We start from the raw sequence: 14,552 nt of genomic DNA on the forward strand, positions 1-14,552 counted from the left end.
TAAGAAATTATGAAAATTTTAGCAATAAATCCGGGATCAACATCTACAAAAATAGGTCTCTATGAAGACAAGGACCTGCTGTTCAAAGAATCAATTGAACATTCAAGTGAGGAACTTTCCCAGTACCCAACTATAGCATCACAGTATTCTATGAGAAAGAATCACATCATGGAGACACTTTCAAAACATGGATATTCTACAGATATGCTTAGCGCTGCAGTTGGAAGAGGAGGACTCCTTCCGCCGGTTAAGTCTGGGGCTTACGAGGTAAATGATGTAATGGCAGATGTGCTTCTCAACAGACCGGTGCTTGAACACGCTTCAAATCTAGGCGGGCTCATAGCAAAAGATATAGCAGATACGGCGGGAATTCCTGCATATATATATGATTCGGTTTCAGTCGATGAACTATCTGATGTGGCAAGAGTAACAGGGCTCAAAGAAATAGTAAGAGCCAGTCAGTCTCACTGCCTAAATATGAGAGCCGCAGCCATAAAGACAGCCGAGCAGATGGGGGATACATATGCTAACATGAATCTTGTAGTGGCCCATCTTGGTGGAGGAATATCTCTTAGTGCTCATAAAGAAGGGAAGATGATAGACATAGTGTCTGATGATGAAGGCCCATTTTCGCCTGAACGCTCTGGAAGACTTCCTATAAAAAATTTCATCAATATATGTTCCAAATACGAGATAAATGATATAAAAAAAATGGTTAGAGGAAATGGCGGCCTGGTTTCGCTTCTTGATACAAACAGTGCACTTGAAGTTCAAAAAAGAATAGATGCCGGAGATGAGAGGGCAAAGCTGGTATACGAAGCTATGGCGTATCAGATTGCAAAATCAATTGGAGAGCTTGCGGTTGTACTTGACGGAGAAGTCCATGCAATTGTAATAACAGGCGGAATTGCATATTCTAAATTTATAACAGAATATATTACGAAAAAAGTAAAGTTTATAGCGCCTGTAAAATTGCTTCCGGGTGAAAATGAACTTGAGTCTCTTGCCTTTGGAGCGTACAGAGTTCTTGCCGGAGAAGAAACAGCACATATTTTTACCGAATAAGTATTTTTAAAATGTTAACATTACCATAAAAATCTGGAGGTATGAAATGGGAATAAGAATGACGGCAAAACATGCACAGTGGCCAAGAGAAAATGATCCGATTTTTGCAATCGCGGGAAGAGCAAAAGAAGCACAGAACAAGTTTGGAAAAGACAAGGTTATAGATGCGACAATTGGTGCACTTGTTGATGATGAGGGCGATCTTGTATGCATGGACAGCGTATACAGTGTACTTAAAAATCTGCCTAATGCAAAAATTGCGGCATATGCGGCGCTTGCGGGACAGCCTGACTTTTTAAAGGCAGTAGAAAAAGCGTGTTTTGGGGAATTTAGACCAGATGCCCACATAAGGACAATTGCCACGCCAGGAGGAACAGGTGCTGTAAAGCATGCGGTGTGGACTTATACGAATCCTGGAGATAAAATCCTTGTTTCGGACTGGTTTTGGTCGGCATACTCTACTATAGCTGGAGATGTAGGAAGAAGTCTTACCCACCACAAACTTTTCAATGAAAAAAACGAGTTTAATATAGAATCATTCAAAGAAAATTTTGATGCACTTGCAGATGAACAAAATATGGTACTTACAATAATAAACTCCCCTGCACAAAATCCCACGGGATACAGTCTTTCGGATGAAGAGTGGGATAAGGTTCTCGATGTTATGAAAAATAAGGCCAAGGACAGTGAAAAAAGACTGATACTTTTTGTGGATACTGCCTATATAGATTTTGCAGGTCAAGGCATGGAAAGAAGAGAGTTCTTTAAAAAATTCTCTGGACTTCCTGAAAATATTCTTATTGTTGTTGGGTACAGTATGTCAAAAGGGTATACAATGTATGGACTCAGATCAGGAGCGGCGATAGGAATATCATCCAATGAAGATGTAGCAGAAGATTTTTATTACGCATGTCTTCACGCAGGTAGAGCCAACTGGTCAAATGGCACCAGGTGCGCCATGGAAGTTATGTCTGAGATAGAAAATAATCCAGATAAACTGGAGGCATACTCCGAGGAACTCCTTAAGTATAAAAACATGCTAAGATCAAGAGCAGCAGCTTTTGTAAAAGCTTCGGAGGAAATTGGACTGGAAATACTTCCGTACAGAGACGGGTTCTTTACATCTATACCGCATAAAGACCCAAAGGCAGTAGTAGAAAAACTTACGCAGTATAATGTGTTTGCTGTACCCCTTGAAATGGGAGTAAGATTTGCAGTATGTGCAGTATCTGAAGAAAACTGTGCAAAGGCTCCGGCTATAATAAAGAAGGCAATAGATGAACTAAAATAGAATTTTATTAACTTAATTTATTTGTTTGATGGAGGAGAATATGAAAAAAAGAATCAGCAGATTACTAACTTCAGTAATGGTAATTACCAGTATTTTTACTTATCCTGGATTTGCTCAGGAAAAGGAGACACTTACAATCATTCATACAAACGACACACATGCAAATGTTTCAGACGATGGAAAAGCGGTAATAGGATTTGCAAAACTGGATTCTTATGTTGAAAACCTCAGAAAATCTGAAGACGTACTTTTGGTAGATGCAGGCGATATGTTTCAGGGTTTGCCTTTTGCCAATCTTGAAAAAGGTAACAGCGTAATACCAGTTGTTAACCTTGTAGGCTATGATGCGATGGTTCCTGGAAATCATGAATTTGATTTTGGGGCAGACAACCTTATGGAAATCTACAAAAAGATTAATTTCCCGATGGTTTCAGCAAACGTATACAAGGGTGGAACACAAGTTTTTCCTTCATATGTAGTCAAAAATGTTGGCGATCTTAAGGTTGGAATATTTGGAATTACAACTCCAGAAACTTTATTCAAGACTCATCCAAATAATATCAAAGGATATGAATTTGCTGACATGATAGCAAATGCTTCAAAATCAGTTAAGGACCTTAAAGAAAAAGAAAATGTTGATGTGGTTATAATGCTTGCTCACCTCGGACTTTATGAGGGAGATTATACATCTGACAAGGTGGCAGAAGCTGTTGATGGAATAGATTTGATAATAGACGGTCACAGCCACACGGCACTTCCTGAAGGCCTTATGGTTGGGGATACACTTATAGCGAGTGCAAACACGGCACTTAAAAACGTGGGAAAAGTAGAGATTACCTTAGATAATAATAAAGTTACAGATAAGAAGGCAAGTCTTCTTGCTTATTCTGATTTTGCAGCTGTGGAGCCAAAAGCTGAAATTCTTGCGGCAATAGCAAATGTATCAACAGCTCAAGATGCCGTACTTTCAAAGGTTGTAGGAAAGACCTCTGCAAAACTTAACGGAGAAAGAACCGCGGCAAGAACCGGTGAGACAAATCTTGGACAGCTTGCTACAAATGCTATGATAGATCTTACGGGAGCAGACGTTGCAATTACTAACGGTGGAGGAATCAGAGCCTCTATTGAAACTGGGGATATAACTATGAAAGACCTTGTTACAGTGTTCCCATTTGGAAATACTGTGATGGTAAAAGAAATAAAGGGAAGCGACCTTGCAGCAGCACTTGCTCATGGAGCAGGGGATTACCCGGTTGAAAAAGGAGCATTCCCTCACGTTGCGGGAGTAACATTCACACTTAATGCAGGCGCCGAGCCGGCAAACAGAATAACGGATGTAAAAGTAAATGGTCAGCTACTTGATATGAACAAGACTTATTCAGTAGTTACAAATGACTTTATGGCAGCAGGTGGAGATGGTTATGAAATGTTCAAGCCTTACCCTGTTGCAAAAGAATACAATACGCTCATGGATACGCTTCTTGCTTACATCGCGCAAGAGGGTGAAGTAAATGGTGAATTCGAGACTAGAATGAACGTTAATAATATTGGAGAGTTAAGATACTTTGCTGAAGCTCGTGGATTCAAAGTTGTATTTGATGCTAAGACAAAAGCAGTTAATCTTATGAAAACCGATGCAGAAACAGGAGCGGGATCAAAGATACAGCTTAAGGTAAATGAAAAAGCTTATACTGCTGTAGATTCAGACAGCAATATAGCATCAGAATTTATGTATGTCCCTGCAATAAAAGCTGGGAAAACATGGGTAGATATAAAAGAACTTAACAATGTGATAGAAGCGCTTAACAAGGCTGCATAAATTAATTGAAGGCCCGGGAAAGTTAATTTCCGGGCCTTTCTCTTATATTCAAAGGAGGAAAAATTTATGAAAAAATATGGAAAAATTATTGCTTCTTTTTTAGCTGCGATGCTCGTAATGTCTGGGTGCAATGCACTTCCCCAACCAAATGAACCTGATGCTGAAAAGCCTCCAGAACCCATAGAACTTAAACTTGAACTTGAAAATTTCATCCAGTCTGAAGAAAACACCATGTATTATTACGAGGGAAGAGGAAACGAATATGCACGCTATATTTCGTGGGTGGATTATAAGACTGATGACGCAATTCAGCTAAGAGTAAACAATGGAGGAACTGAAACGGCAAGCGTTTACAGGATAGACGGAGACAAACTGATAAAATCATTCACTCAGGCTGAGACATACCACAGAGAAGACATGACCTTAAGAGAGAATAATTCTCAGGAAGTTCTGCTTATGGAGCCTCTTGAAGAAGGAACATCGTGGACACTTGAAGACGGGTCAAAGAGGATGATTACAGGCGTGGATGCGAAGGTGCAAACTCCATCGGGGGACTACACGGCAATAGAAGTAGTCACCGAGTATGCGGATTCTAAAACTATGGATTACTATGTAAGCGGGATTGGACTTGTAAAATCAGTATTTGAATCAAATGGAGAACAAGTTATATCGGCTCTTGAAAATATAGAAAAAGATAAAAAGATTACTCAGGATGTAAGTCTGTATTATCCTGATGAAGAAGAAAAGCTCCAGAAAACAGATGTAAAGCTGGAATTTGCTACAAATGACAGTGCAGAAAAAGTTTTGACACAAGCTTTCAAAAGTAATGTTCCTGAAAATGCAGTAGGCGTTATAGGAGAAAATGCGCAGATAAACAGTCTGTATTTTGAACAGGAGACCTCAACTGCAAGAATAGATTTAAGTAAGGAGTTTGTTACAGAAATGAATGCGGGCTCATACTATGAGTCGCTTATACTGCAGTGCCTTGCAAATACACTTAGAAGTTATGCAACGAGTGAAAAAATGTCTTTAACAATTGATGGCGGGGTATATGAATCTGGACACATAGTACTTGAAAAAGAAGACTATATCTTTGCGGAAGCCGAATAAGAAATATTTAAATAGGTATTGATATATAAAGAAAGAAGCTAATTCACAATTTATGAATCGGCTTCTTTCTTTTGGGTGTACTATTTAGGGACAGCAGGGTAAATCTGGAAAACTATGTTATTACTCCGCTGTTCATAAGTTCCACAAAATGTTTTGCAACCCTTGGAGAACGGCCACTTCGCCTTATGGCAAATGCTTCTGCCTTAACGGATAGCTGATCATGAGAAACGTTAAGTCCAAGTTTTTCAGCAAGTTCGAATACTATGCTCAGGTATTCTTCTTTGTTCGGCCTTGAAAAAGTTATGGTAAGTCCAAATCTGTCGCTCAGGGAAGATATTTCTTCCATGGTCTCGCTGAAATGAAGATCATCTCCATCTCTTTCGGAAAAGGACTCTTTTACAAAATGCCTTCTGTTGCTGGTTGCATAAATGGTAATATTATCAGATTTTGATGATACTGAGCCCTCCAGGATGGCTTTAAGTGAAGAAAAGTCATCGTCATCTTTACTGAATGAAAGATCATCAATAAAAAGTATGAATTTAAGAGGGTTGGTAGAAAGGGTATCCATCAGTTTTGGAATCCTTGAATACTGTGATTTCTTGATTTCAATAAGCCTCAGTCCCTGATCAAACATGTCATTTGCCAGAGCTTTAACCGTAGCCGACTTTCCAGTTCCAGCGTCTCCGTACAAAAGTATGTTGGCAGCTCTGTTTCCATTGATAAGAGCCTTTGTATTGTCTATTACCTGTCTTCTTTGAGCTCGATAACCCATAAGGTCAGAAAGTGAAGTCTTGTCAGGTTTTTGAACTGGAATAAGGGTTTCGTCTTCAAGCATGAATGTACTGTGTTTTGCAAATTTTCCAAAGCCTTTCTGGTGAATCTGGGAAATTCTTTCCAGATAAAGCTTTTCAAAATCATGCTCAGTCACAGTATATTCCAAAAGAAAGCCTTCGTATCCAATTTTCTGCTTAAGCGTAGTGCTCTGCAAAAGAGAAAGCTGGCTTAGGGTGTCAAGTTCTTTTGCAAGACATTCTTTAAGAGAAGCTGGGACTTCTCTTTTTAGAGATAAAGACTTGCTGTAGACGTTCTGGTCATCAAGTATAAGGTTTATTATATGGTCGCTGAGGTTTCCGCCACTTTTTTCATAAAGCTCTCCGACAAATTCACTGTAGTACTTGAGTGCTATTGCCTGATTGTTAAGGTCCAGTTTATCTTGGTATTCACTTAGGGTACATAGATGTTCCATGAGTAAGTTCAGCTTATTCAAAGCTTCATCTTGGGGTAAACTGCTAAATATCACGAGTGTCTGAACTTTTTTGTAAAGTTTTGCAAGATCTTTCATTATATCATTACCGCTCCTGTGTTTGCTGAGCCCGCGAGTCTGGAATATCTTGCCAGCCAACCTTTTGTTACAACAGGTTCTTTGGGTTTGAAAGTACTTCTTCTAAGGTTCAGTTCTTCGTCTGAAACTTTTACATTTATCCTGTTTGCAGGGATGTCAATCTCTATGAGGTCATTTTCTTTTATGAGAGCTATATTTCCGCCTTCAGCAGCTTCTGGGGATACGTGCCCTATAGAAGCTCCTCTTGAGGCACCACTGAACCTTCCGTCTGTAACAAGTGCAACTTCTTTGTCAAGTTTCATGCCTGCCAGAGCAGAAGTAGGGTTTAGCATTTCTCTCATGCCAGGTCCACCTTTTGGACCTTCGTATCTTATTACTACAACGTCTCCTGAGTTTATGCCACCCTTGTAGATTACCTCTATAGCTTCTTCTTCGCTGTCAAAAACCCTTGCTGGTCCTGTGTGACGCATCATTTGAGGTGCTACGGCAGATCTTTTTACGACGCAGCCATCCTTTGCAATGTTGCCCCAAAGTATTGCGATTCCACCATTTTCACTGTATGGATTATCGATAGGCCTTATTATATCTGGTCTTTTATTAAATGCGCCTTTGAGATTCTCGCCAAGCGTAGTTCCAGTTGCTGTGATTACATCTAAATTAAGGAATCCTTTTTTTGCCAATTCACTGTATAGAGCACTTATTCCTCCGGCTTCATTTAAGTCTTGTATATGTGCCTCTCCTGCAGGTGCAAGGTGGCAAAGATTTGGAACCAGGTTGCTGATCTCGTTTATAAGCTCGAGATCCAGTTTTACCTCAGCCTCATGAGCTATTGCAAGAAGGTGAAGTACACTGTTTGTGGAGCACCCAAGCGCCATTTCTGCGCAGAGTGCATTTCTAAATGACTCTGGAGTGAGGATGTCTCTTGGCTTTATATCTTTTTCAATAAGCTCCATTATTTTCATTCCGCTCTTTTTCGCAAGCTGAATTCTCTGACTGTAAACGGCTGGAATAGTTCCGTTTCCTGGAAGGGCAAGTCCGATGGCTTCTGAAAGGCAGTTCATACTGTTTGCCGTATACATTCCAGAACATGAACCACATCCAGGGCAGGAATTGTTTTCAAACTCCGCCAGTTCTGCATCGTCTATGAGATTTGCCTTTTTTGCTCCGGCTGCTTCAAACAAGACAGAAAGACTTACTTCTCTTTCCCCAACTTTACCGGCAAGCATTGGTCCACCGCTTGCAACTATTGCAGGGATGTTTATTCTTGCCGCTCCCATGATCATTCCAGGGACAATTTTGTCACAGTTTGGAACCAGTACCAGTGCATCAAAACAGTGTGCATTAGCCATTGTCTCAACTGAATCTGCTATGAGTTCTCTTGAGGCAAGGGAATATCTCATGCCATCGTGTCCCATTGCGATTCCGTCACATACTCCTATTGCAGGAACCATGATTGGGGTTCCGCCCGCCATCCTGATTCCGGCCTTTACTGCCTCTGCGATCTTGTCGAGATGTATGTGCCCTGGTACTATTTCACTGTGAGCAGAGACAACGCCGACAAGTGGTCTCGAAAGCTCTTCTTCAGTATAACCCATAGCATAGAAAAGGGAACGGTTAGGGGCTCTTTCTACCCCTTTTGTAACCTGATGACTTCTTAACTCCATAATTGCCTCCTATTTTTTTAACCAGCTCATCATTTTTCTTAACTGTGCGCCCACAGCTTCAAGTGGATGTGCAGCTTCAACTCTTCTTGTAGCAAGGAATTTAGCTCTTCTTCCGGCTTGGTTTTCAGCTACCCACTCGCTCGCGAATTCTCCTCTTTGTATTTCAGAAAGGATTTTTTTCATTTCTTTTCTTGTATCTTCTGTTATTATTCTTCTTCCGGTTCTGTAGTCTCCATATTCAGCTGTGTCTGATATTGAATATCTCATCATCGCAAATCCACCGTCATTTATAAGGTCAACTATAAGCTTCATTTCGTGGATACATTCAAAGTAAGCCATCTCTGGAGAATACCCAGCTTCTACAAGAGTGTCAAATCCAGCTTTCATAAGCTCTGTAACCCCACCGCAAAGTACAGCCTGCTCTCCGAATAAGTCGGTCTCAGTTTCTTCTTTGAATGTTGTTTCAAGTATTCCAGCTCTGCCAGCTCCGATTCCTGCAGCATATGCCATCGCAAGATCTTTGGCTTTTCCTGAATAATCCTGATGGATAGCTATAAGTGAAGGTACTCCTTTTCCTTCCTGATATTGAGTTCTTACTGTATGGCCAGGTCCTTTTGGAGCCACCATTACAACGTCAACATTTGTTGGTGGAGTAATCTGAAGGAAATGTATATTAAATCCGTGTGCAAACATAAGGCAAGCTCCATCGTTAAGGTTTGGAGCTATTTCACTGTAATATACATCGGCTTGTCTCTCGTCTGGAAGAAGAATCATAACCAGTTGAGCCTGCTTTACAGCATCGGCAACTTCTGCAACCTTAAGACCCTGAGCTTCAGCTTTCTCACGGCTTGGAGAGTCTTTTCTTAGTCCTACCACTACATCTATGCCGCTTTCTTTAAGGTTTAGAGCATGTGCATGGCCCTGTGATCCATATCCTATAACAGCTACAGTTTTTCCATTAAGTAAATCTAAATTACAATCTTTCTCATAATACATTTTTATCATTTTCTTATCCTCCATTAAATTTTATATAGCTTAATTAAATTGTATACAGTGTAATTAAAGTGTGTCTTTTAGATCTGTAGAGCTTGTAAGACTTCCTCTTTCCATGCCGGTAACACCCGTTCGGCATGATTCAATTACCTGGTAGTTACCCATTACATTAATGAATGCATCTATTTTACTTTCCTTGCCTGTAAGTTCAAGAATTAATGAATCTAAGTTCAAATCGAGTATTCTTGCTCCAAATATTTCGGCTATTTCTTTAACATCTGTAACTTGTCCCTGGTTTAATTTTATCTTAAGAAGAAGAAGTTCTCTAAAAAGAGAAGTTTCCTCTTCAAGAATAAATGTTTTCCTCACTTCTTCAAGTTTTTCTGTCTGCTTTATAAGGGCTTCAACGGAATCTCTTTCTGCAAGCACTGAAAATGTCACTCTGGATATGTCATCTTCAGTGGTTGTAGAAGTAGTAATAGAATTTATGTTAAATCCTTTTTTGCAAAACAGACTGGAAATCCTTGCAAGTACTCCTGGGTGATCATAAACTATCATTACCAGTACATATTTTTTCATATTTTAAACCTCCTTTTTACGTAAGTGTTTTTATGCAAGCATTACATCATCTATTGATTTGCCAGCAGGGATCATAGGATATACAGACTCGTCTTTGTCTATTACGCAATCTATCAACGTAGGGCCATTTTTATTTTGAAGGGCCAGCTCAAGCGCTTTTTCAAATTCAGCTATATTTTCAGCTCTATATCCTCTCCCGCCAAAAGCCTCAGCGATTTTTACAAAATCTGTCTTTCTTTCAAGGGAAGTGCATGAATATCTTTGTTCATAGAATTTTGTCTGCCATTGTCTTACCATTCCAAGAACGGAATTATTTAAGATTATAGTTATTACCGGGAGCTCATAACTTACAGTAGTACATAACTCATTAAGGTTCATATGAAAGCTCCCGTCTCCAGTTATATGAATAACGCGGCTGTCAGGATTTCCTATCTGAGCTCCTATTGCGGCTCCGTATCCGTAACCCATGGTACCAAGGCCTCCGGATGTTAGAAATGATCTTGCTTTTGTTCTTCCACAGTACTGCGAAGCCCACATCTGATGCTGGCCAACGTCAGTGGCAATTATGGTGTTCAAATCTGTTACCTTTTCAAGTACTGCAAACAATTGGTGGGGTTTTATAACTTTATCTGAATCTTCTGGCTTGTAGTCAAGCTCATCCTGCCATTTAGCAATCTGATTCATCCACTGTTCATCATCAGATGGATTAACAAGAGGGAGAAGATTATTAAGGATATCGTGCATGTTTCCTACTATGCCTATGTCCACCAGTACATTTTTATTGAGTTCGCTTGGATCGATATCAATTTGTATTATTTTAGCTCCATCTGCAAATTTGCTGACGTCTGTGGCAACGCGATCAGAAAAACGAGCGCCTATAGCAATAAGTAAATCACAGTTTTTGACTGCAAGGCCAGCCGAAACTGTACCATGCATACCTATAATTCCAAGTTCTAGAGGATCGTTGTAACTTAGGACCCCAGTACCCATTATGGTGTGACAAGAAGGAATGAAGGCCTTATGAACTAAATTATAAAGAAGCTCAGATGCGTCTGCAGATACAACTCCACCGCCATAATAGACTACTGGTTTTTGAGCATTATTGATAAGCGCTGCAGCTTCATGGATCTGATCCATAGTGTAAAGGTTTTTCGTGTGAGCAACTTCTCTTTCTTTTGATGTAAATTCACATGTATCAGCGGTTATATCTTTAGGAATGTCTACAAGAACAGGACCGGGCCGGCCGGATTGAGCTATACGAAAAGCATCTCTCAGGTTGTCTGCGAGTTTTTCTATATTTCTCACAGAAAAGCTATGCTTTGTTATAGGGAATGATATCCCTTCTGTATAGACTTCTTGAAAACTGTCTTTTCCAATGAGATTACATGATACGTTACCAGTTATAACTACCATTGGGATAGAATCCATATATGCAGTTGCAATTCCGGTGACCGCATTAGTGGCTCCTGGTCCTGAAGTTACAAGAACTACTCCAGTTTTACCTGTAGATCTTGCATATCCATCTGCAGCATGAGTGGCTCCTTGTTCATGTGCAGTTGTGACGTGTCTTAGCTTGTCCTGGTATTTGTATAATTCATCATATATATTGAGGACTGTTCCTCCCGGGTATCCAAAAATTGTGTCTGTACCCTGTTCTAATAGTACTTCTGCTATTATCTGTGATCCTGTTAATTGCATTTAATGACCTCCTTTTTAAAAAAAATGTATTCAAGAAATATTCTGATAATTACTTAAGGGTATAAAAAAACCTCTGTCTCTAATCCTTCACAAATATTGTGTTGGATAAATAAAGAGACAGAGGAAAATTCTCTGCGGTACCACTCTTTTTGTTGCACTAAGCAACCTCTCAGGCATCAGTCAATGCCGTGCACGCTAATGGGTGCAAACCAGTCTCGCTTATTTTAAAAGTATTTCAGCGGACAACTCATGGAGGATATTCATATAGAAAGGCTCACTGTTTTTCATCATTTCAACAGCTCTCTGTAGAGACAAATCAATATTACTGGTTCCATTCATCGTTTTTAAATTTGGATTTATTAACAGTATAATTCTTTTTGAAAAAAAGTCAACACATTTTTCTGTATTTTTCGAATATTGCAATTACAAGAAAGATAAGAAAACGTTTATCATATTGAATGCAGGAATTATTTTGTTTTAATTTTTTTTTTAGAGGGTATATTAAAAATATGGATTAGTATATATGAATATGATAATGTGTTCGATTTTTTTAGAAATCAGGAGGAAACAACATGGAATTTATGAATGCTTTAAAAAATAGAAGGTCTCATTATGATATAGGAAGAGCTGTAAAAATATCAGAGGATAAAATAACAGAAATAGTAAAAGAAGCTGTAAAGCACACCCCTTCTGCATTTAACTCACAAAGTGCAAGGATAGTGGTACTTTTTGGAAAACATCATGACAGATTATGGGATATTACTATGGAAAAACTCAGAAAAGTAGTAGCTCCAGAAAAATTTGAACCCACAGAAGTTAAGATAAATTCTTTTAAGGCGGGATTTGGAACCGTGCTTTTCTTTGATGACAGCACTACCACAGATGGACTAAAGGCAAAATTTCCATTATACAGTGAAAATTTTGGAATATGGGCCCAGCAGGCAAATGGAATGGTCCAGCACTCTGTATGGGTAGCTCTTGGACAGGAAGGCCTTGGAGCATCGCTGCAGCATTATAATGAACTGATTGAAGATGCAGTAAAACAAGAGTGGACTCTGGACAAGGGCTGGAAACTGAGTGCGCAGATGCCTTTTGGAAATATAGTATCTCATCCAGGGGACAAAGAATTTATGGATTTAGAAGAAAGAGTTTTTGTGTTTGAAAAATAAAAGTACATTTTTATTGAAAATCTTTGAAAATTATGTATAATATTCTTAATACATCAACTCAACTGACTCATATTCTAAAAGGGGTATGAGTCTTTAAATTTTTGAGGAAAGCAAGGGTCAATAATGATAGAAGACATACTAAGTCACAACAGAAAATTTGTAGAGGAAAAAGGATATGACAAGTTTATCACTAACAAATATCCAGATAAGAAGATAGCAGTTTTGTCTTGTATGGATACAAGACTTACAGCGCTTTTGCCAGAAGCACTTGGAATAAAAAATGGAGATGCAAAGATGATTAAAAATGCTGGTGGAGCTATAGCGCATCCCTTTGGAAGTGTAGTTAGAAGTCTCATAGTTGCCATATATGACCTTGGAGTAGAAGAAATAATGGTAATAGGCCATACAGACTGTGGTACCCAGCATATGGACAGTGCAAAACTTATTGGAAAAATGAAAGAAAGAGGAGTATCTGAAGAAACTCTAAACCTGATTGATTATTGCGGTATAGATTTTGAGTCATGGTTAAGTGGATTTGAGTGTGTTGAGGATTCTGTAAAGGCCAGTCTAAAGACGCTTAAGGAGCATCCCCTAATTCCAGATAGTATAAGTATAAGAGGATTTGTTATTGATTCCACCACTGGAGAACTTACGGAAACGGAGTAAGTAAATAGATAGAAAATTTTGGTTGTAAAAATTCTATATTAATGATAAAATAAAATTGTATGAGGTGAGGCTAAAACTAAATAGACTATTGACAAAAGTCACTAAACTTATATAAAATATAGAGGGTAATTATGCTCACGTGGCTCAGTCGGCAGAGCGTCGCCTTGGTAAGGCGGAGGTCGGCGGTTCGAATCCGCTCGTGAGCTCCAAAAATTAATAAAACTTACTTATCGATTTTTTTGAGGAGGAATAAAACAATGGCTAAGGCTAAATTCGAAAGAAATAAACCACACGTTAACGTTGGAACAATAGGACACGTTGACCACGGTAAAACAACACTTACAGCAGCAATCACAAAAACACTTCATGAAAGATATGGTTTTGGATCAGCAGTAGACTTTGACAAAATAGATAAAGCACCAGAAGAAAGAGAAAGAGGAATCACAATATCAACATCACACGTTGAGTACGAGACTCCAAACAGACACTACGCACACGTTGACTGCCCAGGCCATGCTGACTACGTAAAGAACATGATCACAGGAGCAGCACAAATGGACGGAGCTATCCTTGTATGTTCAGCAGCAGACGGTCCAATGCCTCAAACTAGAGAGCATATCCTTCTTTCAAGACAGGTTGGAGTACCATACATCGTAGTATTCCTTAACAAATGTGATATGGTAGACGACGAAGAGCTTCTTGAGCTTGTAGAAATGGAAGTAAGAGAACTTCTTAGTGACTATGATTATCCAGGAGATGATACTCCAATAATAAGAGGATCAGCACTTAAAGCTCTTGAAGATCCAACGGGTCCATGGGGAGATAAAATTATCGAATTGTTTGATGCAATCGACACATTTATCCCAGAGCCAGTAAGAGCAATAGACAAGCCATTCCTTATGCCAGTTGAGGACGTATTCTCAATCTCAGGTAGAGGAACAGTTGCAACAGGAAGAGTTGAAAGAGGAATCCTTAAAGTATCTGACGAAGTAGAAGTAGTTGGACTTACAGAAGTTCCAAGAAAAGTAATAGTAACAGGAGTAGAGATGTTCAGAAAGCTTCTTGATCAGGCGCAAGCAGGAGACAATATAGGAGCACTTCTTAGAGGAGTAGCAAGAGACGAGATTGAAAGAGGACAGGTAATGGCGAAGCCAGG

At 39.3% G+C, this 14,552-nt stretch carries 12 protein-coding genes, 1 tRNA gene and 1 other annotated feature; of the genes, 8 read left to right on the forward strand and 5 right to left on the reverse strand.

Going from position 1 to position 14,552, the window contains the following annotated elements; genetic code table 11:
- Positions 1–9: 9 nt before the first annotated feature.
- From buk to G558_RS0107080, 4 genes are all read left to right on the forward strand, one after another.
- Positions 10–1,065 (forward strand): butyrate kinase, encoded by a 1,056-nt coding sequence (gene buk, locus G558_RS0107065; protein ID WP_156888529.1) that lies wholly within the window; start codon positions 10–12, stop codon positions 1,063–1,065.
- A gap of 46 nt (positions 1,066–1,111) precedes the next feature.
- Positions 1,112–2,356 (forward strand): aminotransferase class I/II-fold pyridoxal phosphate-dependent enzyme, encoded by a 1,245-nt coding sequence (locus tag G558_RS0107070; protein WP_028829554.1) that lies wholly within the window; start codon positions 1,112–1,114, stop codon positions 2,354–2,356.
- A gap of 40 nt (positions 2,357–2,396) precedes the next feature.
- Positions 2,397–4,175 (forward strand): bifunctional metallophosphatase/5'-nucleotidase, encoded by a 1,779-nt coding sequence (locus tag G558_RS0107075; protein ID WP_051188558.1) that lies wholly within the window; start codon positions 2,397–2,399, stop codon positions 4,173–4,175.
- Between the two features lie 66 nt (positions 4,176–4,241).
- Complete coding sequence (locus G558_RS0107080; protein ID WP_028829556.1) at positions 4,242–5,285, forward strand: GerMN domain-containing protein; 1,044 nt, start codon at positions 4,242–4,244, stop codon at positions 5,283–5,285.
- Positions 5,286–5,397: 112 nt separating this feature from the next.
- Here G558_RS0107080 and G558_RS0107085 read toward each other — a convergent pair whose 3' ends face one another.
- Genes G558_RS0107085 through ilvB form a run of 5 tightly spaced genes read right to left on the reverse strand, consistent with a single transcriptional unit; the run spans position 5,398 to position 11,561 of the window.
- The gene (locus G558_RS0107085) at positions 5,398–6,627 is read right to left on the reverse strand and encodes an ATP-binding protein (RefSeq protein ID WP_036931759.1); all 1,230 of its coding nucleotides are present in this window, start codon (positions 6,625–6,627) and stop codon (positions 5,398–5,400) included.
- The gene (gene ilvD / locus G558_RS0107090; RefSeq protein WP_028829558.1) at positions 6,627–8,291 is read right to left on the reverse strand and encodes a dihydroxy-acid dehydratase; all 1,665 of its coding nucleotides are present in this window, start codon (positions 8,289–8,291) and stop codon (positions 6,627–6,629) included. The genes G558_RS0107085 and ilvD overlap by 1 nt, the downstream gene beginning before the upstream one ends.
- A 9-nt stretch (positions 8,292–8,300) precedes the next feature.
- Positions 8,301–9,296, reverse strand: a complete 996-nt coding sequence (ilvC, locus tag G558_RS0107095) for a ketol-acid reductoisomerase (RefSeq protein ID WP_028829559.1) — start codon at positions 9,294–9,296, stop codon at positions 8,301–8,303.
- A gap of 54 nt (positions 9,297–9,350) precedes the next feature.
- Entirely contained in the window at positions 9,351–9,863 is a 513-nt protein-coding gene (gene ilvN / locus G558_RS0107100) for an acetolactate synthase small subunit (protein ID WP_028829560.1), read from the reverse strand.
- A 30-nt stretch (positions 9,864–9,893) separates the two neighbouring features.
- Positions 9,894–11,561 (reverse strand): biosynthetic-type acetolactate synthase large subunit, encoded by a 1,668-nt coding sequence (gene ilvB / locus G558_RS0107105; protein ID WP_028829561.1) that lies wholly within the window; start codon positions 11,559–11,561, stop codon positions 9,894–9,896.
- Between the two features lie 110 nt (positions 11,562–11,671).
- Positions 11,672–11,909: a binding site (T-box leader), on the reverse strand.
- Between the two features lie 224 nt (positions 11,910–12,133).
- On the opposite strand from ilvB, the gene G558_RS0107110 reads away from it, so the two are divergent.
- From G558_RS0107110 to tuf, 4 genes are all read left to right on the forward strand, one after another.
- Positions 12,134–12,730 carry a nitroreductase family protein gene (locus G558_RS0107110; RefSeq protein ID WP_028829562.1) on the forward strand — a complete coding sequence of 199 codons (597 nt, stop codon included), beginning with the start codon at positions 12,134–12,136 and terminating at the stop codon, positions 12,728–12,730.
- A gap of 123 nt (positions 12,731–12,853) precedes the next feature.
- The gene (locus G558_RS0107115) at positions 12,854–13,396 is read left to right on the forward strand and encodes a beta-class carbonic anhydrase (RefSeq protein WP_028829563.1); all 543 of its coding nucleotides are present in this window, start codon (positions 12,854–12,856) and stop codon (positions 13,394–13,396) included.
- A gap of 133 nt (positions 13,397–13,529) precedes the next feature.
- Positions 13,530–13,605 (forward strand) — tRNA-Thr (locus G558_RS0107120).
- Between the two features lie 48 nt (positions 13,606–13,653).
- Positions 13,654–14,552: elongation factor Tu (gene tuf, locus G558_RS0107125; RefSeq protein ID WP_028829564.1), on the forward strand; the 899-nt coding region annotated here is incomplete at its 3' end.

Origin of the sequence: Proteocatella sphenisci DSM 23131, from assembly GCF_000423525.1 — a bacterium.
In the GTDB taxonomy this organism is placed as follows: Bacteria; Bacillota; Clostridia; order Peptostreptococcales; family Filifactoraceae; genus Proteocatella; species Proteocatella sphenisci.

What these genes read in the sequence shown, in the direction of transcription:
- buk (WP_156888529.1), top strand. Translation starts at nt 10, where the DNA reads ATGAAAATTTTAGCAATAAATCCGGGATCAACATCTACAAAAATAGGT.
- G558_RS0107070 (WP_028829554.1), top strand. Translation starts at nt 1,112, where the DNA reads ATGGGAATAAGAATGACGGCAAAACATGCACAGTGGCCAAGAGAAAAT.
- G558_RS0107075 (WP_051188558.1), top strand. Translation starts at nt 2,397, where the DNA reads ATGAAAAAAAGAATCAGCAGATTACTAACTTCAGTAATGGTAATTACC.
- G558_RS0107080 (WP_028829556.1), top strand. Translation starts at nt 4,242, where the DNA reads ATGAAAAAATATGGAAAAATTATTGCTTCTTTTTTAGCTGCGATGCTC.
- G558_RS0107085 (WP_036931759.1), bottom strand. Translation starts at nt 6,627, where the DNA reads ATGAAAGATCTTGCAAAACTTTACAAAAAAGTTCAGACACTCGTGATA.
- ilvD (WP_028829558.1), bottom strand. Translation starts at nt 8,291, where the DNA reads ATGGAGTTAAGAAGTCATCAGGTTACAAAAGGGGTAGAAAGAGCCCCT.
- ilvC (WP_028829559.1), bottom strand. Translation starts at nt 9,296, where the DNA reads ATGATAAAAATGTATTATGAGAAAGATTGTAATTTAGATTTACTTAAT.
- ilvN (WP_028829560.1), bottom strand. Translation starts at nt 9,863, where the DNA reads ATGAAAAAATATGTACTGGTAATGATAGTTTATGATCACCCAGGAGTA.
- ilvB (WP_028829561.1), bottom strand. Translation starts at nt 11,561, where the DNA reads ATGCAATTAACAGGATCACAGATAATAGCAGAAGTACTATTAGAACAG.
- G558_RS0107110 (WP_028829562.1), top strand. Translation starts at nt 12,134, where the DNA reads ATGGAATTTATGAATGCTTTAAAAAATAGAAGGTCTCATTATGATATA.
- G558_RS0107115 (WP_028829563.1), top strand. Translation starts at nt 12,854, where the DNA reads ATGATAGAAGACATACTAAGTCACAACAGAAAATTTGTAGAGGAAAAA.